Annotated in this window: 19 protein-coding genes and 2 pseudogenes; 3 read left to right on the top strand and 18 right to left on the bottom strand. The window is 37.4% G+C overall.

What is annotated here, in order from left to right; genetic code table 11:
- The first annotated feature begins 197 nt into the window (after positions 1 to 197).
- Complete coding sequence (locus tag M313_RS23985; protein ID WP_010198290.1) at positions 198 to 821, top strand: peptidylprolyl isomerase; 624 nt, start codon at positions 198 to 200, stop codon at positions 819 to 821.
- Positions 776 to 1072, top strand: a pseudogene (locus tag M313_RS26820) (peptidylprolyl isomerase); the annotation flags it as partial. The gene M313_RS23985 and the pseudogene M313_RS26820, both read left to right, overlap by 46 nt.
- A gap of 28 nt (positions 1073 to 1100) precedes the next feature.
- On the opposite strand, the gene M313_RS0117520 reads toward M313_RS26820, so the two are convergent.
- From M313_RS0117520 to M313_RS0117555, 8 genes are all read right to left on the bottom strand, one after another.
- Positions 1101 to 1274: a sporulation YhaL family protein gene (locus tag M313_RS0117520; protein WP_010198295.1), complete on the bottom strand. Its 174-nt coding sequence runs from the start codon at positions 1272 to 1274 to the stop codon at positions 1101 to 1103.
- Positions 1275 to 1344: 70 nt separating this feature from the next.
- Positions 1345 to 2289, bottom strand: coding sequence for a 3'-5' exoribonuclease YhaM (yhaM, locus tag M313_RS0117525; protein ID WP_010198298.1), 945 nt, complete (start codon positions 2287 to 2289; stop codon positions 1345 to 1347).
- 195 nt (positions 2290 to 2484) lie between these two features.
- Positions 2485 to 3702, bottom strand: coding sequence for an MFS transporter (locus M313_RS0117530; RefSeq protein WP_010198301.1), 1218 nt, complete (start codon positions 3700 to 3702; stop codon positions 2485 to 2487).
- Between the two features lie 83 nt (positions 3703 to 3785).
- Complete coding sequence (locus tag M313_RS0117535) at positions 3786 to 5417, bottom strand: AAA family ATPase (RefSeq protein WP_010198303.1); 1632 nt, start codon at positions 5415 to 5417, stop codon at positions 3786 to 3788.
- A gap of 246 nt (positions 5418 to 5663) precedes the next feature.
- On the bottom strand, positions 5664 to 6824 hold the full coding sequence (locus M313_RS0117540; RefSeq protein ID WP_010198305.1) for an AAA family ATPase: 1161 nt from the start codon (positions 6822 to 6824) through the stop codon (positions 5664 to 5666).
- A 5-nt stretch (positions 6825 to 6829) separates the two neighbouring features.
- Positions 6830 to 8062: a metallophosphoesterase family protein gene (locus tag M313_RS0117545; RefSeq protein ID WP_010198308.1), complete on the bottom strand. Its 1233-nt coding sequence runs from the start codon at positions 8060 to 8062 to the stop codon at positions 6830 to 6832.
- Positions 8063 to 8193: 131 nt separating this feature from the next.
- Complete coding sequence (locus M313_RS0117550; protein ID WP_010198311.1) at positions 8194 to 9450, bottom strand: ABC transporter permease; 1257 nt, start codon at positions 9448 to 9450, stop codon at positions 8194 to 8196.
- Positions 9443 to 10345, bottom strand: a complete 903-nt coding sequence (locus M313_RS0117555) for an ABC transporter ATP-binding protein (protein ID WP_010198314.1) — start codon at positions 10343 to 10345, stop codon at positions 9443 to 9445. Before M313_RS0117555 ends, M313_RS0117550 begins: the two co-directional genes overlap by 8 nt.
- Positions 10346 to 10487: 142 nt before the next feature.
- Here M313_RS0117555 and M313_RS0117560 point away from each other — a divergent pair, with 142 nt between their 5' ends.
- Entirely contained in the window at positions 10488 to 10673 is a 186-nt protein-coding gene (locus tag M313_RS0117560; protein ID WP_010198317.1) for a YhzD family protein, read from the top strand.
- A 25-nt stretch (positions 10674 to 10698) separates the two neighbouring features.
- Here M313_RS0117560 and M313_RS0117565 read toward each other — a convergent pair whose 3' ends face one another.
- From M313_RS0117565 to M313_RS25610, 10 genes and pseudogenes are all read right to left on the bottom strand, one after another.
- The gene (locus tag M313_RS0117565; RefSeq protein ID WP_234946584.1) at positions 10699 to 11364 is read right to left on the bottom strand and encodes a TVP38/TMEM64 family protein; all 666 of its coding nucleotides are present in this window, start codon (positions 11362 to 11364) and stop codon (positions 10699 to 10701) included.
- 173 nt (positions 11365 to 11537) lie between these two features.
- On the bottom strand, positions 11538 to 12311 hold the full coding sequence (locus M313_RS0117570; RefSeq protein ID WP_010198323.1) for an enoyl-CoA hydratase: 774 nt from the start codon (positions 12309 to 12311) through the stop codon (positions 11538 to 11540).
- 91 nt (positions 12312 to 12402) lie between these two features.
- Positions 12403 to 12780 carry an FAS1-like dehydratase domain-containing protein gene (locus M313_RS0117575; protein WP_010198327.1) on the bottom strand — a complete coding sequence of 126 codons (378 nt, stop codon included), beginning with the start codon at positions 12778 to 12780 and terminating at the stop codon, positions 12403 to 12405.
- 455 nt (positions 12781 to 13235) lie between these two features.
- A complete protein-coding gene (locus M313_RS0117580) occupies positions 13236 to 13652 on the bottom strand; it encodes a DUF3888 domain-containing protein (RefSeq protein WP_010198329.1) in 417 nt (138 codons plus the stop codon).
- Positions 13653 to 14453: 801 nt separating this feature from the next.
- Positions 14454 to 14975: a GNAT family N-acetyltransferase gene (locus tag M313_RS0117595; RefSeq protein ID WP_010198333.1), complete on the bottom strand. Its 522-nt coding sequence runs from the start codon at positions 14973 to 14975 to the stop codon at positions 14454 to 14456.
- Positions 14976 to 15171: 196 nt separating this feature from the next.
- Positions 15172 to 15585 (bottom strand): hypothetical protein, encoded by a 414-nt coding sequence (locus M313_RS0117600; RefSeq protein WP_010198334.1) that lies wholly within the window; start codon positions 15583 to 15585, stop codon positions 15172 to 15174.
- 171 nt (positions 15586 to 15756) lie between these two features.
- The gene (locus M313_RS0117605; protein ID WP_157182502.1) at positions 15757 to 16272 is read right to left on the bottom strand and encodes a hypothetical protein; all 516 of its coding nucleotides are present in this window, start codon (positions 16270 to 16272) and stop codon (positions 15757 to 15759) included.
- 432 nt (positions 16273 to 16704) lie between these two features.
- Positions 16705 to 17991 carry an IS110 family RNA-guided transposase gene (locus tag M313_RS0117610; protein ID WP_010198336.1) on the bottom strand — a complete coding sequence of 429 codons (1287 nt, stop codon included), beginning with the start codon at positions 17989 to 17991 and terminating at the stop codon, positions 16705 to 16707.
- 1400 nt (positions 17992 to 19391) lie between these two features.
- Positions 19392 to 19907: a hypothetical protein gene (locus tag M313_RS0117620; protein ID WP_157182503.1), complete on the bottom strand. Its 516-nt coding sequence runs from the start codon at positions 19905 to 19907 to the stop codon at positions 19392 to 19394.
- A gap of 337 nt (positions 19908 to 20244) precedes the next feature.
- Positions 20245 to 20417, bottom strand: a pseudogene (locus M313_RS25610) (IS1182 family transposase); the annotation flags it as partial.

Here is a 20417-nt window from a genome sequence, read left to right on the forward strand (position 1 = left end):
GGAGGCTTACGGACCGCCCGCAGGCAAGCGAAGCGCCTGGAACGGAAATCAACTGTATATTAAAACTTTCTTATCTTTTTTAAAAGCTTTCCGCGTAAAAATGACGGCTTTAAAGTATTGTCAAATAATTTCATTAAATTTGTAGAATATGCTATAGTATTGATTGGAACGTTTTACTACATATGGGAGTGACTTAAATGAAAAAATGGATGATTGCCTTAGGTGCAACCGCTTCAATTCTTGCACTGACTGCCTGTAACAATGACAAAGCTGATAATTCTGAGGTGATAGCCGAAACCTCTGCAGGTAATATTACACAGGACGAGCTATATGAAGCCATGAAGGACCGTTTTGGTGAAGAGGTTCTTCGGGAATTGGTATATGATAAAGTCTTAAGTGAAAAATACGAGGTTACAGATGAAGAAGTACAAGAACGATTAGATGAGTTGAAACAACAACTTGGACCTCAATTTGATTCTGCAATGGCTCAGAGCGGTTTCAAAACTGAAGAGCAGCTAAGTCAAACTTTGCGTATATCCATGCTGCAGGAAAAAGCAGCAATGGAAAGTGTGGAAGTTACAGACGAGGAAATTCAAAAATATTATGATGAGATGAAGCCTGAGATACGTGCAAGCCATATTCTTGTAGCAGACGAAGAAACAGCAAATGAAGTGAAGAAAAAGCTTGATGAGGGTGCTGATTTTGCGGAACTTGCAACACAACAGACACAGGTTCAGCCCAAAATGGCGGAGATCTTGACTGGTTCGGAGCTGGTGCCATGCTTCCTGAATTCGAAGAGGCAGCTTATAGCCTCGAAGTAAATGAGATCAGCGAGCCTGTAGAAAGCATGTACGGCTTCCATATTATCAAAGTAACAGATAAGAAGGATAAAGAACCTTTTGAAGACATGAAAGCGGAATTGAAAGAAGAAGTTCTTTTGTCGAAGGTGAACGAAGAAGCCTCTGTTGACACTGCCGTTCAAAAAGAACTGGACAATGCCAATATAAAAGTGAAAGATTCCAACCTCAAAAATACATTTGAAAAAGAGCAGGAAACAGAAGAAGAAAGCTAAAAAGGAAGCGGATTCCCGCTTCCTTTTTCTATACGTTTACAACCTGTTTTTTCTCTCTTTCCTCTTGAATCCTATCCATATATACTTGTCCTTCTTTTTCAATGATCGCTTCTTCTACCTCTTTTTCTTCTTTTGCAGACCTTAACGTCATATATGCACTAAATACAATTCCGATAACGATCAACAGCATCCACCACGGCATAAAAAAGCCCCCCTTCTCTTTCATATGTGCTACTAATTTATACATATGATAGAGTATGGGGGGCTATTACTTAATTATGAAAAGTAGGTTTATAGAAGTTTCTGTTGTCCATTGCAAAAATTCTTTCCGTATACTCTCCAGGTTTAACTCTTTCTAGTGCACGATCTAGCATATTCATTTTCGCATCGATATTATCGATATAATGCAGGATTTCCGCTTCCTTTATAAGCGGCAGCTTCGGGCTGCCCCATTCCAGTTTACCATGATGACTTAAAACTAAGTGTTGAAGAACCATGATTTCTTCTCCTTCAATACCAAGCTCCTCTGCCGCTTTTCCGATTTCATTAACCATAATCGAAATATGGCCGATTAAATTCCCTTCAATCGTGTAACTTGTGGATACAGGTCCGGACAGTTCCGTAACCTTACCTAAGTCATGAAGAATGACGCCTGCATAGAGAAGGTCCTTATCTAGAGAAGGATATAAGCTGGCTATGGCTTTAGCAAGGTCTAGCATGGACACGACATGATAGGCCAAACCAGATACAAATTCGTGGTGATTCTTTGTTGCTGCTGGATATTGCAGAAATTCATTTTGATGCTTTTTCAGCAGGTGCCTTGTGATTCTTTGTATGTTGGGATTCTTCATTTCAAAGATAGCCTGTGTTATTTTATCCATCATCAGTTCTTGGCTTAATGGCGCAGTTTCAATCAGATCAGAGACATTGACGGTCTCATGGTCTTCTTTTGGCTTGATTTTGCGGATTTTCAATTGATTACGGCCACGATAATGGTGGATGTCACCAAGCACTCTTACAATGCTTTGTGGTGTGTAGAGCTCTTCATCATCTGATGAAGCATCCCACAGTTTTGCTTCTATCTCACCGCTTTTGTCTTGAAATATTAACGTTAGAAAAGGTTTTCCGTTGCTTGCTATTCCTTTTGTTGCTGTTTTAATTAATAAGTGAACATCTACTTGTTCTCCCACTTCAAAGTGGAGGATACCTTTTTTCATCTGTTCCTTCCCCCTGTCGTTTTGATTCTTGACGACGCAGTTGATTTCCGCAAATGGCTTCGCTTTCCTAGAGGCGCTGCTAGAGCCTCCTCGGCTACGCCTGCGGGGTCTCCACCTAGCGCTATCTCCCTCCGGAGTCTTCGCCTTTTGCTGCAATCAACTGCTATGAACCACAATAACTCTGAATGTTTTTTCTTACGAAGATACTTCTATTTTATGGGCTCTTTTGGAGATCCATAGTTTCGTGACGATTAGTCCAAATAGCATGATGCATGCTCCGAATAGATATGGAATATGTATGTTTATCTCAAAGAAGATGCCTGCCAATATTGGACCTGCCACATTTCCTAAGCTTAAGAATGAATTATTGAGCCCCATGACAAGGCCCTGTCTGTTCCCTGCAAGTTTAGATATGAAGGAATTTAAAGATGGTCTTAACAAAGAATTCCCTAAGAAGAATATGCAGGTGGTTAATAGTACGGTTGTAAAACTTGTTGCAAGTGTCATTAACACAAAACCGAATGAACTGATTAAGAGGGCACTTGTAACCACTCTTTCCTCTCCGAACCTTTTAGTCATCCTGCCAACTAGAACGCCTTGGACAACCGTTCCAACCAAGCCGACAATCAAGATGATTAACCCGACTTCACTTGGGTTATAGTTGTATCGTTCCATTGTGTAGTAGCCGAAAATGGATTGGAAATTAGCTAATCCGAAACTCATGATGAATACAAGAATCAGCAAAAAACCTACCGGGCTTTTGAGAGCCTTATACATCGTTACAAATTGATTGTCCCTTTTTTCTCCTGCTGAACCTTGAACATCCATTTCTCTTTTATGCTTAGGATATGATTCCGGCAAAATAAATACAGAAAGTATTCCCGCTATGGTCGCAGCCACTCCTGCCACTAAAAATGGCAGAGACAGGTCATATTCGGCAAGCCAGCCGCCAAGTCCAGGACCTACAACGATACCAAGGCCCATCGCAGCCCCCATTATCCCCATGCCTTGACCTCTTTTTTCAGAAGAAGTGACATCAGAAACATAAGCCATTGCAGTAGGCATAAGTGCTGAGCCAAAGGTACCCGCTAGTATACGAGATAGAAAAAGCATCCATAGGCCGCTTGCATATGCAAAAATAAACTCGGCGATAGCAAAACCGAAAAGCCCGATTGTGATCAGAGGCTTTCTTCCAATTTTATCAGAGAGCCTACCCCAGACAGGGGCAAGAAGGAATTGCATAAACGCAAACACGGCAACAAGCAAGCCTAATGTCCTTGCGTCCGCTCCAAACTTATCGATATAAAACGGGAGAATGGGAATAACCAACCCAATTCCTACCATGACGATAAATAGATTAAAGCTCAACAGTATTAATGGTGCTCTATTATTTTTTATCACACTTTCACTCATTTTCGTTATCCTTTCAACATGCTTCTCTTTACCTCTCTAAGCATAGCACTTGTCTATTCCTTTCGGCAATGGATGAACCAAATTCATTGCTTGATGGTTGCTTCTCCTACCTTCATTGTGTCAATAGAGCAAATTCGGTTGTTTGGTTCACTTGCCAATTTTTCTTTAATATGGTGATGACAAGTAAAGAAAAGGAATTGATAACCTTGGAGTGCAAGTCTGTTTATCAACTTAATAGCAAGGTTTGTTCTATGATGATCGAAATTGACAAAACTGTCATCCATCAAGAAGGGAAGTTTTTGTTCATCACTCCATACTTGGGCAACAGCAACACGAATGGATATATACAACTGCTCAACCGTTGCTTGACTTAATTCCTTAGGTTCAAATTTCGTCCCGTCTGCATGCTGTACCATAAGCGTCCTTTCATTTTGCTCATCAAGTAATCTGATATAATTTCCTTTTGTGAGGAATTGAAAGTTATCAGAAGCATAATGTAGCACTTTTGGAAGCTTCACTGTCCGGTAGTAATCCATTGTTTTGCCGAGAAGATGAGATGCTGTGGCATGGATTGCCCACTTTCTTGCATGCTCCTGCAACTTGCTTTTAGATAGTTCGAATTGTTGCACAGCTTCAGAGTATGTTCCCGCTTCCTCCAAGAGACGAATGGTTTCTTTTGTTGCTGTCCTTTTTTCAACAAGCTGACTCTGTTTTTCTTTAATGGACTTAAGCGTTTCTTCCAGCTCAACCTTCTTCGAATTCCACATATCCATCGACTTACTTTCCGTAAGTCTCAGTTGATAGGAATTCTCCATTTGAGCCAACTGATTTTTCAGGAGGCTTATCTCTTTCTCAAGCTCTGTTTTTTCAATGTTCTGTTGATTCTTTTGACGAAAGGATTCCTCATTGTTTACTTCTGCTTGCTCATACAGATTTTGAATCTGCTTTTGTGCTTCAAGTACATGATGGGACAAGCCGTCCATTTCTTCTTTTAATTCGTCCATTTGTTCTTGTATACGTTGTTTCCTTTTCTTCTTTTCCACGTTTTCTTCCACACCCACACGTAATTGTGTGAATACTTCTTCCATGGATATTCGCGTATCTTTTTCAATGTCTCCTTCTATAAGAGCTTCTAACTTATTCTTAAACGTGTCCACTACTGTTTGAAAATGTTTTTTTCTTTCCACTAGCTCTTTTTTGTCTGCTATAGCAACTTTCAATTTTACCACTTTGTCGTAGGCTTCCTCCATAAAGGGAGGTGAGATTTGCTCGAGTGAAAGTGATGAGGTCCATTTATGCCATTGATCTTGAAAGGAAAAATTCTTTCCTTCCCACTCTTCAAATTGCTGAATAATTCTATTGTATGTCCGATCGCATTGGGAAAGGAGAAGTTGTTCTTTCTGCAGAAGCTGCATTACTTGTTCGTTCTTCGCCAGCGCTTTTTGATACTCTTCCATTTTCCCGTATTTTTCATTGGAATAAAGCTTCTCTCTTAATAATTTTAGCTTATTTTCCATCTCTTCTTTTTCAATCAATAGCTCATTGCGACTATCAGTTTGTTTAGTTTTCCTATTAATCATAAAAGATAGAATGAAAAACAAGGTTAAGCATAGCAGAGAAGGTATAAGCTGGTCTTGCATATAGAAATAAGCGGCACCGGCAATTCCCATAAAAAGACTGGCAACTGCGATTTGCTTTACTTTTTTTAATCTCATTTTGGTTTATTCTTTTTCTGAACATCAAGCTGCTTTTGCAACTGATTTAGTTAGTTGCTCATTAAGATGTATTTTCTTTATGCAACGTGTCCATACTATCTACTTCTATCAGTTCCTTCATTTATTTTCACTTCATGGTTTGGTAGCTGTTCTTGCTCTAAGTCTTTCACCCGTTCTTCCTGGGCTTCAAGTTCCTCTTTTGCCTGTTGAAACTGTTCATCTAAGCGCTGTTTCTGAATGTGAAGTTCATGATGGGCTTTTTAAAAGTTCTCGCAAAGATCCTTTTGATGCCAAACTGGTATGTATGGCTTCTAACTCCTGATCTGTTTTATCATGCCATTCAAGATCTTGCTTCCACCCTTCCATTCGCTTTTGCAACTGCACTATTTCAGTAGCTAGTAGGGACAATTGTTCCTTTGCCTGTTGATAAGTCGGCAGTATGTTTACTAGAGCTTTTATCGATTCCTCGTTTCCAAGAATCTTTTCATTAACCTTTATTTGTCCTAATTCCCGCTCTTTTTCATGTATATCTTTTGCCATTTTTTCTAGTTTTGATTGATAGAATACTGCCTCTGTCTGCCATTTCTCCAACCTTGAAAGACCATCTTGCGGAAATGATTCAATATTACCAAAGTCTGCTATTTGTAATTGAAGGATCTCTAATCTATTCACTAATGGCTGAATGGTAAGCATTGCTTCTGTTTCTTTTATTTTTTTCTCTATATCTTCTTTAGCAATTTGTGATTCCTTCCATTCATTATCATATAAATCTAAATCCTTCTGCAGGCGGTCATATTGACCCATCTTCTCTTTCCATTTCAGGACATTTTGTTCTTCTTCTTTTAAGGAAGTTAACAATCGATTAATGACTGGCTTCCTGCCGTTTGGCTTAAAGCGTTCTTCCTGTTCTTTTGTTAACTCACGTGATAATTTATGGAGCTGCTCACTCCCCATTAGTCCTGAAGAGAACAAGTAACTGCCTAGTTGCTCAGAATCTATGAGCTGCAGATTTTGGATGTCCATTATATTAAAGGAGAAGATCCCTTTATACATCGTTTTATCAAGACCGCCTAGCACCTCGTTCAAATCGCAGGGATTGCCTTGCTCATCTTGAACCGTGACATCACCAGAGGATCTCCCAGCGACTCGTTCAACGGTAATTTTTCTTTGATCATCCGTTTCGACAACCAACTTACCGCCGTATTTAAAGCCTTTTTTAGGAACATAGCGCAGATCTTGTTGATTTTTCGCAGGAAATCCAAAAAGAATGGCTTGAATGAAGGCCATCACCGTAGATTTTCCTGCTTCATTCTCTCCGTAGATCACTTGGATGTTTGGTGATAGATCTTCTATTACCACGTTCTCTAGTTTTCCAAAACCATAGATATGTAAGCTCGTAATTTTCAACCTATTCACCTCTTCTCACTTTCCAATAATTTACTGACAAGCCATCGTTCTGCTTCTTCCACTATCTCTTTCTGTTCTTCCTCATCCCAGGAGTCCATATAGCGGTTTGCTTCAGAATGACGTAATATAGGAGCCAATGCTTCCTTCACGTCGATTTGATCTACCATGGTATAAAAATCCTTATAAAATGTTTTATCCTGCAAGTCTTCTTTTGAATAAGTTAACGCGGTTTGCATACGCAACGAATATACATATACAAAGGAATACATATTCTCTTCCCCCTCATTTAAAAGGAGTTGAAGTTCTTCTTGATGACTTTCATCTTGGAGAAAACCATGCAGGTCTCCGTTTCCAGTATAGGTAAGTCGAAGTAATTTCCCCTTCCCATCCAACCTTATGGCCTCCACTGCTTTTTTTGTTTCGTCCATAAGTTGGTCCACCGTTTGTATCCCATTAATGGGAATTTTGAGCTCTTCCCAATGTATGGCGGATGTTTCTATATATTGCAGCTTAGGGGTACCATCTTCAAAGAGTTCCACCAAATAGCAGCCTTTGTCGCCTTGTTCCTTTTTATGGCGCCCTTGGATATTCCCCGGATAGACGATAGGAGGTTGATGATGCAGAATTTCACGTTTATGTATATGTCCAAGCGCCCAGTAATGAAACTCTTTATCAAGAAGATCAGATATGGAAAAAGGTGCGTAAGGATCATGCTCTTCCCTTCCTGAGAGATTGCCATGAAGCATCCCAATGTGAAAAGGCACCTTCTTGTTTTCTATCTGATAATATCCGGTCATATTTCTGGTCATATGCCTTTGCTTGTAGCTGAATCCGTATATGCAGGCTAACTCTTCTTCGTCTTTTAAAAATGGCTTGCATTCCACCTCTTCCGTAAAAATATGTACATTATCCGGGTATTTAAAAAGTATGTGGTTATCTGTAAGGTAATCATGATTTCCATGGATGATATACACTTGAATTCCGGCTTCATTCAGTCGCATGAATTCTTTTCTTAGTGTCGCTTGGGCAATTAAGCTTCTTTGCTCTAGATCGAAGAGATCTCCTGCCAATAAAATAAAATCCACTTGATAATCGATAGCAGCGTTTATCAATGATGTTAGGGATTGGAATGTACTTTTTCTAATCTGATCAAATATCTTTTGGGGAAGATGGCTAAGTCCTTTAAATGGGCTGTCTAAATGTAGATCTGCAGCATGTATGAAGCGAATTTTTTTCATTGTAGATATAACCTCTTCTCTAATCATCTTTTCCTTATTTTATCATGAATAAAATACGAATGCACGTTCGGTTATAGTGTTAGACAACAAAAAAACATGCGGAACTTTTAAAAAAAGTCCCACATGCTAGATTACTTGTTTTTTGTCAGTTGTAATGCTTTCTTAATATCTTTCAGTGAAGATGATTTACCGTACATCAATACTCCTCCACGGTACACTTTTGCTCCAAATATGGCCAACAACATAATGGTTGCAACCAATATCCCAATGGAGAGGCTGATTTCCCAAATCGGTACATTCAACATTCCCACACGCAAGAACATAATCATTGGTGCAAAAAACGGAATGAATGACGTTACTTGAATGAAAGAGTTATCTGGGTTACCCAGCCCGAACATGGAAATCATAAATCCTGCCACTATTAGTAAAGTCATTGGCATGATCATTTGCTGGATTTCTTCAATCCTGCTAACAAGCGAGCCCAAGAAAGCGGCAAACGTTGCATATAGGAAATATCCTAGCAAGAAGAAGACGATGGCGTACACAAACGTCGCTACAGGCAGATCGCCGACACCGAAAAATTCAAATACTCCGCCGGCTTCCGTCATACCCTCGAGATTTCTGCTTAATGATGAATACCCGACAAGAATCCAGAATGCCAGTTGCGTTAAACTTAATAAGGCAATTCCAAGGATTTTTCCGAACATATGCATAATTGGAGATGCAGACGAAATAAGTATTTCCATGACGCGAGAAGATTTCTCTACTGCGACTTCCGTTGCAATCATACTTGCATAAAGAATGACAGAAAAATAGATAACAAACAGTAATACATACACCAATCCACGTGCCTGGTTCAACTCTTCTGCAGACTTTGCAGATTCTTCTAATGCTACGACATCAAAATTAATAGGCGTATAAAGTTGAGCGATTTCTTCTTGCGACAACCCCAGTTGACTTGTTGCCAGCTCATTTTTCACTTGTTGAAGCATCACTTCCACTTGTGTCATCGTTTCTGAATCAGTGATGGAAGCTGCTTTATACACACCAGATGGTAAATCGTTCTGGTCTGTTGAAAGCACAAGAAGCCCGTCATATTCTCCCTCAGTTACTTTACTTTCAGCTTCTGACCCATCTGATACAACTTCAAGGTTTAAATTGCTATTGGGGTTTGTTGCTAGTTGCTGCTCTAACAATGGTGCTATAGTGCCCTCTTCATCTATTACTGCTACCATTTTGTCTTCCTGTTTATCAAAAACATCAATGATAGACTGAATGTTTGTCACACCAACGATTAGTAGCGTTGTTATCAAAGTAGAAATAATGAATGATTTAGATTTCAGCTTACTCATGTAGGTGTGCATTAAGATAATCAAAAATTTATTCATGGTAAGAAGCACCCACCTTTTCTATGAAAATATCATTCAAGGATGGCTCTTCCAAGATAAACTTGCGGATATAGCCTTTACCTGTAATTTGTTGTAGCAAGGTCTGAGATACATCTTCATCCTCCACTTGAAGAATCATGCCTTCCGCTGTCTGCTTTGTTTTGGTCACTCCCGCTACATTGGATAAATACCCTAAATCAAAATCAGCATGAATGATGACATTCTTTTTTCCAAATGAACGCTTAATGTCCCTAAGCGAACCATGCACGACAGGTTGACCATGATGCATAATGCATAAATGCTCACAAAGCTCTTCTACATGTTCCATCCGATGACTGGAAAAGACGATGGAAGTCCCTTGCTTTTTCAGATCCACTACCGCCTCTTTCAAAAGTTCTACATTTAACGGATCCAGGCCGCTGAAAGGTTCATCTAAAATGAGCAATTTCGGGTTATGAATGGTGGAAGCGATAAACTGGATTTTTTGTTGATTTCCTTTTGAAAGCTCTTCTACTTTTTTGTTGAGATACTGTGGTACTTTGAAGCGCTCTAACCAATAGTCCAGCTGCTTTAAAACCTCCGCCTTCTCCATTCCTCGCAATCTTCCCAGATAGATCATCTGGTCCTTTACCGTCAATTTCGGATAAAGTCCTCTTTCTTCCGGCAAGTATCCTACCAGGTGACTTTCTTTATATGTAATAGGTTTTCCAGCCCAAGAAACCTTGCCTTCTGTAGGCTCCAATAATCCAAGTACCATTCTGAAAGTAGTCGTTTTCCCTGCTCCATTTGCACCTAAGAACCCAAACATTTCACTTTCCGGTATTTCCAAGGTCAAATTATTGACTGCCACATGCTTGCCAAACCTTTTGGTTACACCATCTATCTGTAATGCCATGACATTATCCCTCCTATGTTTTACACTAACCTATACGATTGAAAATCTAAATAGTTTCATAGTACTTTTACATTTCAAGAAACTTTTAGTAAAATAAAAGTAATGAATGATTATTCATTTTACAGACACGGAGGGGACACTCATGGGGAAATATACATTAACAGTTTTCAGTAAAAGCGGTGAAACATTACTGGACGAAAGTTTTGAAGCCGCAACCGAAAAAGAAGCAAAAGCATTAGGAGAAAAGAAATTAGAAGAATTGAACTATCTCGACACTACACACCGTTGCACAAACGCAAGCGGAAAGCTAGTTTTATTTCACAGATAGCTATTGAGCGCATGGAGATAAAGGGTTACGTCTCCATGCGTTTTTTGTTCCAATATCTATGGAAAGCAAAAGAGGTGAAGAAAACCATTCCCATGATCACAGAGCAAGATAATAGCAGTTGAGTAAAGGTTAAGTCCAGAAACTTTGCCAGGGAAACCGAATACGCGAGGACAAAAGAAGTCATAAGTTTTGATAAAGACGCTATCACAACAAACCTTTTAAACGAGACAGCACCGATTCCCGCCCCGACACAAATAATTTCATCAGGCAGAACAGGAATGATAAATAAGAGTGCAAGAATAACCGTCTCATTTTTCCTGACATATTCTTGATATCTTTTTAAATGCTTTTCTTTTACCAGTTTAGAAGCCACTTTCATACCACCATATCTTGCAATAAAGAACATAATGATAATGCCTGTCAATGTACCGAAAAAACCAAGATAGAATGAAGTAGATGCCCCAAAAGCCACGCTCCCTGCCGGAATGGTCACCGCCTCCGGAAGCGGTAAAATAATCGGTTGAGCCAAACATAGCAAGAAAAAAAGAAATTTAGCCATAGAACCATATTCTAATAGTAAATTCTCCATTCCCTTATATTCTGCCATTACCATGAATTTGCTTATATAATAAACCAGCAAAACGAATATTATGAGTCCTATTCCCGTTATCAGCTTTTTGCCAGTTTCCATTATATGCACACATACCACTCCGTTTTTTCTCTGATGATATTTAGTATAAGTGGAGTTCTTCCTCTTGGTAATGTACCGGAGGATTAAGTAGATATAAGACTGTAGGCTTATAAAAAAGCTGTTAAATGCAAAAACTGCCCCTTTTTTTAAGGAGCAGCTTTATCATCAATATATCATTTCCCGCTAAATTGCGGCCTTCTCTTTTCAATAAATGCACGAATACCTTCTCTATGATCTTGAGACACCCTCATTCTCCGCTGTGCATTCTTTTCCAACTCTAAAATTTGTTCTAAGCGTGGCAAGGATTGCTTCGTGTAAATCAACTTTGTTTCCAACATCGCTTGCAACGGAGCTTGGAGAAGTGCTCCAACTCTTTGGGTAATTTCTTCTTCCATTTGATCACCAGCCAAGCTATCAACCAAACCTAACCCATGAGCTTCTTCAGCAGAAATCGTTTTACCTTCCCAAATCATCTGTTTAGCTTTCGCTTCTCCAAGACGTTTTTCCATGAAGAAGTGACCACCACCATCAGGGATTAAACCAATCTTGATGAAATTCATTGCTAGTTTCGTAGAAGTGTGGGCAACAACAAAATCGCTGGCAAGCGCAAAACTTAAGCCTAGCCCTGCAGCAGCACCGTGAAGAGCGCTGATAGTCACTTTTGGCATGGTGTAGAATTTAGTGACGATCGAACCAATCGTATCCATCACCTGGTCGAAGTCTCCACCCACATTTTCTTGGAGCATCATTTTAATATCTCCACCTGCACTGAACGCATTCCCGCTTCCTTTGACAATAACCACTTTGACATCTTCATTTTTTGATACCTCATCCAGCACACGTTCTAATTCCTCTAACATTTCCACATTCATCGCATTTAACGCCTCAGGTCTATTAAGCTCCAAAACCACAACCGAACCTTGATTTAACACATTAACCGTACTCATCCCAACACACCCTTTCTTACCTTTTATTAGTTGAATTTTATGAAATATTAAAGTTCTGTGCGGGGGTCAGACCCCCGCAGGAATTTCTCTTTTAATCTCGAATAATACCATTACTGCTGCCTAGGAGGACTTGTTTGCCTTTTTGGTTGGTGTAGATGGATGTGACTTGGACTTGTTTGTAGCCTTCTTGTTGTTGGACATTGGTGAGGGTAGCTTCACAGGTGATGGTGTCGCCTGTAAAGACGGGCCGGAGGATTTCCATGTTCATTTCTCTTGCAATATAATTCATGTCTCCCCCTATTTTGGTGCCAATACTTGCAGTCAACAGACCATGAACCATCAAACGGCCATGCTCATCCTTTTCCACATGATGCCTGCCTTGATCACCTGAAACCTCTCCAAATTGAAGGGTTTCCTCCACAGTGAATGTTCTGGAATAAGTCAGTACTTCACCAGTTTCAAGCTTCATCCCATTCCCCCCTCTAAGATATATATCTAGTATAATATGAAAGCGCTTAAAAATGAATGATTATTCACTCATTTAGTAAAAAATATAAAAGGGATGAGAAAAACCTGGTAACTATGACCGGTTTACTTGTGAAGGTTGTAACGGTTGTAACCCTATTTTTAATATTTCAATGTTTCATCAAAGCTCCTATCCTATTTAACTGAATAGGGACCCATTTTTAAAATATGTATATTATTTCTTAAACTTTTTGAAAATCATCCAAAACAAAAACAGGACAATTGAAATTATTAGTATAAACGTTACGAAGCCTTGCGGATTAAATGATCCCACCTATAACCACTCCTTATAATTTAGTATGTAAGGCTCTTTAGTTAAATCCCTTATAGTTTGTAAATGTCTGTAACCTTAACGAGAGGACTGCCATTCAACAATCGCCCTATTTAGTTGAATAGTTATTATGCTGGACTTCGACATTCATACTTTTCTTTTTGGTCATATTTTCTTACATCATATTTCTGCACTACCCATTTACCTTCAGTTTCCCAATCTTTTTTTATTGTCGCTGTAAAGATGTCCATATAATTATGAGCACCTGTGTAGGTTACAAACTCAATATTTACTTCAAAATACCAAGAACCAGGATGACGAAGTTTTTTTATCTCTATAACCCTTTGACAATGAGCAGCTATATTGTTAGTAGTGCCGTAATAATTATCTATTGCTGAATATATCGGTTTCGTTAAAAGGTCAAGCACAGCATCTTCTAACAAATTCTCTCTTATTGCTTGTGTTGGGGTGGGAAGACTAGCATAAGTTGTTGAAATGATATTCAATAAACCAAAAAGGATAAGAATAGAAAAAAACTTTTTCATTTAATCACCTACTTTTATTTTGTAGGTATTTTCCCCTTTACTAAATACTATATTCTCATTTAATATAATGGCCATTTAACGCAATAAGGCTTCCGTATTCGACAGCCCATTGTTCAACTATTGCTTCTAGTTTGCGGAAAATCCATTCTGCCGCAATCGCTCCTTGTTAGCTGAATAAAAGAAAAAAATAATTCATTTTTTAATAGTAATTAATTTTGACATAACAAAATGTCCGACCGCAATTGTAAGTAAGAAGTCTGTATAGGGGTTATTTGAGGGCATCCAATTAGCATTTAAACTAAAAAATACAAAAGAAACTATGAGTAAAATAATTACATATTGGTGAGCTTTCAATAATAATTCCTCCTCATAAAAAAACGAAACTTTCATTAACCCTTTCTTCCATTAACCTACCCACTCCTTATGAAACGGGAAGAAGCGAACCATTGTACTGTAATTGCCCTATTTACTTGAACATCTAAGGCATCTGTTATTAGTCGTAATCATCCTCAATATTACTTGCTGTCCTTCTCATCCTCGTTGATGTTTTCACCCCATTTAAATCCAGACCGCCCCATATAGTAAAGAGCTCCTGCGGTAGATATGATGCCTAATAATGCTATAACAAGTCCCATTATATCCCCCCTTAAGAAAATTATTGATTATTCTATAATCCTGCCCAATTCTTAAGTAAGGAGTGGTCCGCTATGCTGCAATCGCTCCTAGATTGTTGAATAAAAATATTCTATATAACCTTAATAGTTTCAATTGTAGTAAAAACCATACTCTGTAATCAAAGGTTTATAATCTCTCAATAACATCGTCAATATTATCCCATTCATAAATTAGTTCTTTTAGCATTTTTTCACCAATTTTTATTTGAACTGTTTTAACTAATTTCGCACCATAATATTCATAAAAATAACGAGTTTTATTTTCCTCAAGGACTTCAACAAATATTTTCCCATAACCTAATTGTTTAAAATGAACAAATAATTCTTTGAACAGCTTCTTACCTATACCTTGTCCTTGATATTCTTCAAGTAGGTAAATTGAGGTTAAATCACTTGAGCTTTCCACTACATTGGTTTCTCTTTTCCAAGCATCTGCAAAACCTACAATTTGACCTTCATTATTCTCCGCAACTACTACATAATTATTTTCTTTTGTAATATTTTTTTTCCATAATTCTGTCCGTTTTTCATAAGATAAATTCTTTAAAAAGTCATCTTGAATAATGCCTTTATAAGTCGTTCTCCAACTATCAACGTGAACCTTTGCAATACCTGATGCATCATTTAATGTTGCTTTTCGTATTATCATTTTAGCACCCCTTTATGTAGTTAAATACTTCCTTAAAGCTTAATATGTAAATTCAACAAAGTAACTTAATTCCCCTTTAAAAACTTACTCAAGTAACGCTGGCCGATTGCTTAATTCCAATTTCACTCAAGATATATTTTTCATAAAAAAGAAGCTTACCTTATTGCAGATAAGCCCTAGATTGTTGAACAATCATTTATTTCTCTTCTCCGAGTAAAGAATACACGTTACCATTTTTTACGGAAAACGCTCCTATAACCTCTCCATCGCTCATCATAACGGTGACTGATATACGACCTACTAATACATCACTTAATGGATGATTGCTTACATAGAAAAACTCGTGGTGAATTTCTTTATCTATATAGAACTCTTGATCATGCTGTTGTACTGATAAAAAGTTAGAATTTGGTTTTTCATTAACGTTTTTCTCTGTAATTGTATAGGGTCCAAATTCACCTTCATGGTACAGAACAAATAAACCTTCATCCTGTAAATAGCTCATGGCGGTAGTGCTAGACTCTGATAAAGTGGATAGGTGGATCCACCTTATTCCTAACACTAGTACAACTAAACTAAAAAATAGTACCAAAGAAACTTTTGTCTTCATATAACACCACCTTTTTTAATTGAAAACTCTAACCAACTTGAAAGGATGTAAAAACTAAAATAATCTAATTTTACTCAACTCTTCCTCGTATTGATTGCTAATCTCACTTATTCTTATTAGAGTCTCTTCAATATTTAGAGCCTCCACTTCAGTTGAAGTTAACGAACCAATTTATTGTGATAGCTCTTTTAAAACTTCTAGATACTCTATATCTCTATCAGAAAGAGGAACATTTTCAATGCCATCCTGAAAATTATTGACTAAAAATTCTCTATAAAAATTTTGAACTTCTCCCGCAAGTTTGTTCGAATTATTTTGATATTGTTCTTTAAAATCTATGTCATGATGTTTGGCAAAAGATAAAGAATTGTCAATTCCAAATAAAATATCATTAGATACGTACCAGATATTATCGAATTCCTGTAGGGTGATTTGTTTGGTGCTTATTGCCTTTTCCAAATCTTGAGGAAGGATTTCTTTTGCGACACTAAAAGCAGAGTTTAGTTTTACTTTCAGATCATCTTCTAGCTTTTTATTTAAAGAATTCATTTGTTGAAATTGGTATATGTTTATAAACAGCAAACCGATAATCACGAATGTAAGTATTATATTTTTACTCATAGCACACCCCCAATATAGTAAAATCCCCATCCTAACATTTTTAGAAATCAAATCTTTGCTGTACATTGCTATTCAACAATACTCCCTCTATAAAGAAAGGAATAACTCTAGATTTCTAGCTTTTTCTTAAGATTTCATTAGGATTTATATTAATTAGACATCAAAGTCATGGATGCAAGTTGAAATTATGGTTATTTTTGGTGCATTAGAGAAAAAAAGTCCTTAACCGCCTAGCCACTCGTATCCAAAAAGTGGTGGCTAAGTAAAAGTATGGTTGCACTGGTGGATGTCCACATGTCTCATGGAGGTCAACCCTCCAATGTCTCACAGAGTCTATGCTCCAAAATTCCTTCGTCCAACCTTTCCATGAGGTGGATGTCAGTGATGCTGCCCGACAGGATCTAAGTCCGTAGTATTGTTGTTTTACTGACTAATCCGTGCTTCAAATGTCTAAATAATTTTCCTAATAAAACTTTATAAAAAACAAACTAAAGATTCCTAAGCTACTTTCTGTAATAGTGCCATATGAGGAATATCCTTCAACATTCTATCTTCACTAAATTCACATTGTTTTGTCCCAATCGTAAAAAGAATTCGTATCAGCTTATTACATATGGCTATCAACGATTGCATTTTCTTTAGAGGATTATTTTTACGTGTTGTAAAATACTCATGTAAAGCTTTAAAAGCAGTGTTCTTAGCAACCAAAGGCATCGCTACTCGGAAGAGGAGAGCCCTTAGTGTCTTCCTGCCCCTCTTTGTAATCTTCGTTTGCCCTTTGTGCTTTCCAGAGGTATTCTCCTTTAGGCTTAACCCAGCTAACTTGATGATTTGTCGAGGGTGAGAATAGTAACATAAATTCCCTACTTCTGAGAAGAAGCCAGCTACAGTGTCCTTGCCGATTCCTGTAATGGCTAACATTTGTTGAACACCTGGTATTTGTTCAAGGAGTCCATCAATATCAGATTCTAGTTCTTCGAACTTCTTAGTTATCAACTCATACTTGTCTAGTAAAGTGCGAAGCTCTAATTTAGCCATCCTTGAACCTTCACGAATACCAATAGAGTCTTTCGCTACTCGTTTAAGTTCTTGAATTTTACTGAGTCCAACCGCACGCTTTACAGCTTTTCTGAGGTGAATGAGGATCTCTTGTTCCGAGAGGATCTCTAACTCATGTGGTAATGCATTTAACTTTAATAATTGTAGTGCTGCTTTTCCTTCCCAATCCTTAAACACTGTAAGAAATTCTGGGAAATATCGATCTAACCAATTATGAATCTGTCCCTGCACAGCTTGTAAGTCAACATATAGGAGATCACGTATTTTCCTTGCCACACGAAGTTCTGCATAAACCCCCTGTGGAATATTAGGTTCGGCATATCTTCCATCTTTGACTAGCTGTGCAATAACTCTTGCGTCCTTTACGTCATTTTTGGTTGGAGAATTATCATCTAATTCTTTAGATTTCTTCACATGCATAGGATTTACAACGACAAACTTAATCTCCTCTTCTTTAAGAAAATGAGCAAGGTTGAGCCAATAATGCCCTGTCGGCTCCATTCCTATAATTACCTTTCGCATGCCGTGTTGTTCCATCAATTGCTTTATCCAGCTTAAAAAAAGATCAAAATGTGGTTTCGTATTTTCAAAGTGACAAGGTGCACCAAACTCTAGTCCTCTAAAGTCTTGAGCACGAGCTACATGCTTGAACTTCGCAATATCTACACCTATAATCAATGTTTCAGAAGTAATTTGAGCAATCTTTTCATTTTGGTTATAATTCATATTGAATGCCTCCTGGTAAATATGTTTTGTCCTTTTCGCTGGCCAGCTTCAGGACACTCATATCATACCAAGAGGTTATTTTATTGTTCAAACCTCATTTTTCTTCATTACAGGAATGCTGCCCTTTTGCTTAATACCAATTATTTCATAATCTAAAAATTCCTACAATATGTTTTCACCCTAGTAAAAATAAAACAAGCGCTGATCCTTGTTACAGGATCGCGCCCGATAGTAGAATAAGATATCGACATTAACATAGTAATACAGTGTAGATTTTATGGATTTACGGAATGTCTCTTTCTTCTTAAATAAGTTCCTAGCAATAACAGAATTATGTTATAGATACTAAAAACACCTAACCAAAGAATTGCCTCACCGGTAAAACTAATCGCTTCATATCCGCTATGATTGTTAATATGTGACTCTTCCCCTTTGTAAGTAAACCAAATAATATTAGAAATAAATACATAGAAAGCAATTAAGAACGCTGACTTTATATAAACTAATATTTTGTTATTTGAAGAAAACGATTGTAATGTAAATAAAAATAGAACACCATATACAAGCATAAAAAGTGTTTCAGAAATCCCCATCCCAGTAAACTCACTTCCTTACACTAACTTATATTTCTTTACTTATATCACTCACAAGAGATTCGACATTGAATAATCCATCCCGATATTTAAGTATTTAAAGCGATTACCTTATGCAGCTATCGCTCCAGATTGCCGAATAAAAGAAGGCCCATCTATTTTAAATGAAATCTTGTTTTATCAAGAAACATTAATAGTTTTTTCAGTTGTCATATCATAAAATTGGCTCAATTAGTGTTTAGTGTTGATTTGTATGACAAAAAAAGACTTCCATAATAATAAATCACCTTATAATGTATATTTTACTTGTGGTACTAGCACCTAATTAACTCAATATCATAGTGCTTAATTGCCTCTGACTTATTAATATATTTCTTGTGGATTATTATTTTTCCGTACTATAAGATATTTGGCAATCAAAGCAACTACAATAAAAGCTGTACAACTATTAGCGGTATTATTTCCTGTGAAAAGTCCCTCTTTGATAAATTCAAAATATATTAAGATATTAAGTATAAATGAAATTAGAAATCCCACTAATGAAGTGAAAAATAAATAATTGCCGAACAGTGTTCTTTTAGTAGCTGATGTTTTGTTGGCAAAAGCAAAAAACAAATATAAAGCCAAAAATCAACCATAAGACTATAAAATAACCAATCACTTGCTCAACTCCTTTATCTAAATTTTATATGTTGTTAAACAATCCTGCCCAATTCTTAAGTAAGGTGCGACCCGCTATGCTACAATCGCCCTAGATTGTTGAAGAGAAATCTTTTATCGAGGAAAGCCCACGTTAGCTGAAGAAAATCACTTTATCACTTCTTTAAGCCATTCTTCTGAACCGTCCGCTAACACTACTTTAATTTCCTCATTATCATTTTCACTCAAATGATACCAAACCCGTTCAATGCCACCCTCTACTTCAATAACGTTTGCTTTAGTATCACCAACATAGACGATATCGTGTCTCGGTTCCGTTAAAGTTCCACACCATATATATGGCTTATCTCCTAATGTACCTGACCACTTATCATTACAACTAGCAGTTTTATCCCAAAACCATTCATTGTTGACTTTGTTGAAATGAACAATATTTAGTTGCTCGTTGTTTTCTTCGTCGCCTTCAATGTAAGAAGTGTAAAGAATTACATTATCTTTCTCTACTTGTTTAACCAAGGTGTAATCATCGACATCTTTAAGGCTTTTCATTTCTTTATGAAATGCCTCTTCCATTGTCTTAGGACTGTTACATCCTACCAGAAGAAGTACAGACAGAGACAGAACAATATATATAATTTTTTTCAAGCCCTCATCTCCCTTCATATCTATCTTACTGAATATCTTGATTCCTTATTGAAGATTACTGCCCTTTTGTTGAATAGTTGTAATTATCTGTCTTACCAAATACTTTAACATATTTTTCTAGCGACTGTGTTCTCGCTCTACGAAAAAACCTTAAGCAAATGAAGCCATCTTGTTGATTGTAGTAGAAGGCGCGCAGACGCCCGCGGGAGGAAGGGACAGGTGAGACCCCGCAACGAAGGAGGCCGCTGAAAAACTATAATTATTTTTGAATGAAAAACATTCAGAAATGAGATTCACAAAAAAGGGCAACTTTTTCTCCGAAAAGGAGAAAAAGTTGCCCTATAAACGTTGTATTTTACTGTTTTTCATTTATTAGTTTTAGTATTCTCTTTAGGTTGACAGCGAATATCGCTGTGGCACCTTGTACCTCCATACCTAATAGACCCGCGGCGGAGGCTGTATCATACCCGTGTCTATGCTTTAGTTCACTGTTTTTCGCTTCAATCTTATACCTGGATTTCGCCTTTT

Origin of the sequence: Bacillus sp. m3-13, assembly GCF_000175075.1 — a bacterium.
Taxonomy (GTDB): Bacteria; Bacillota; Bacilli; order Bacillales; family Bacillaceae_I; genus Sutcliffiella_A; species Sutcliffiella_A horikoshii_C.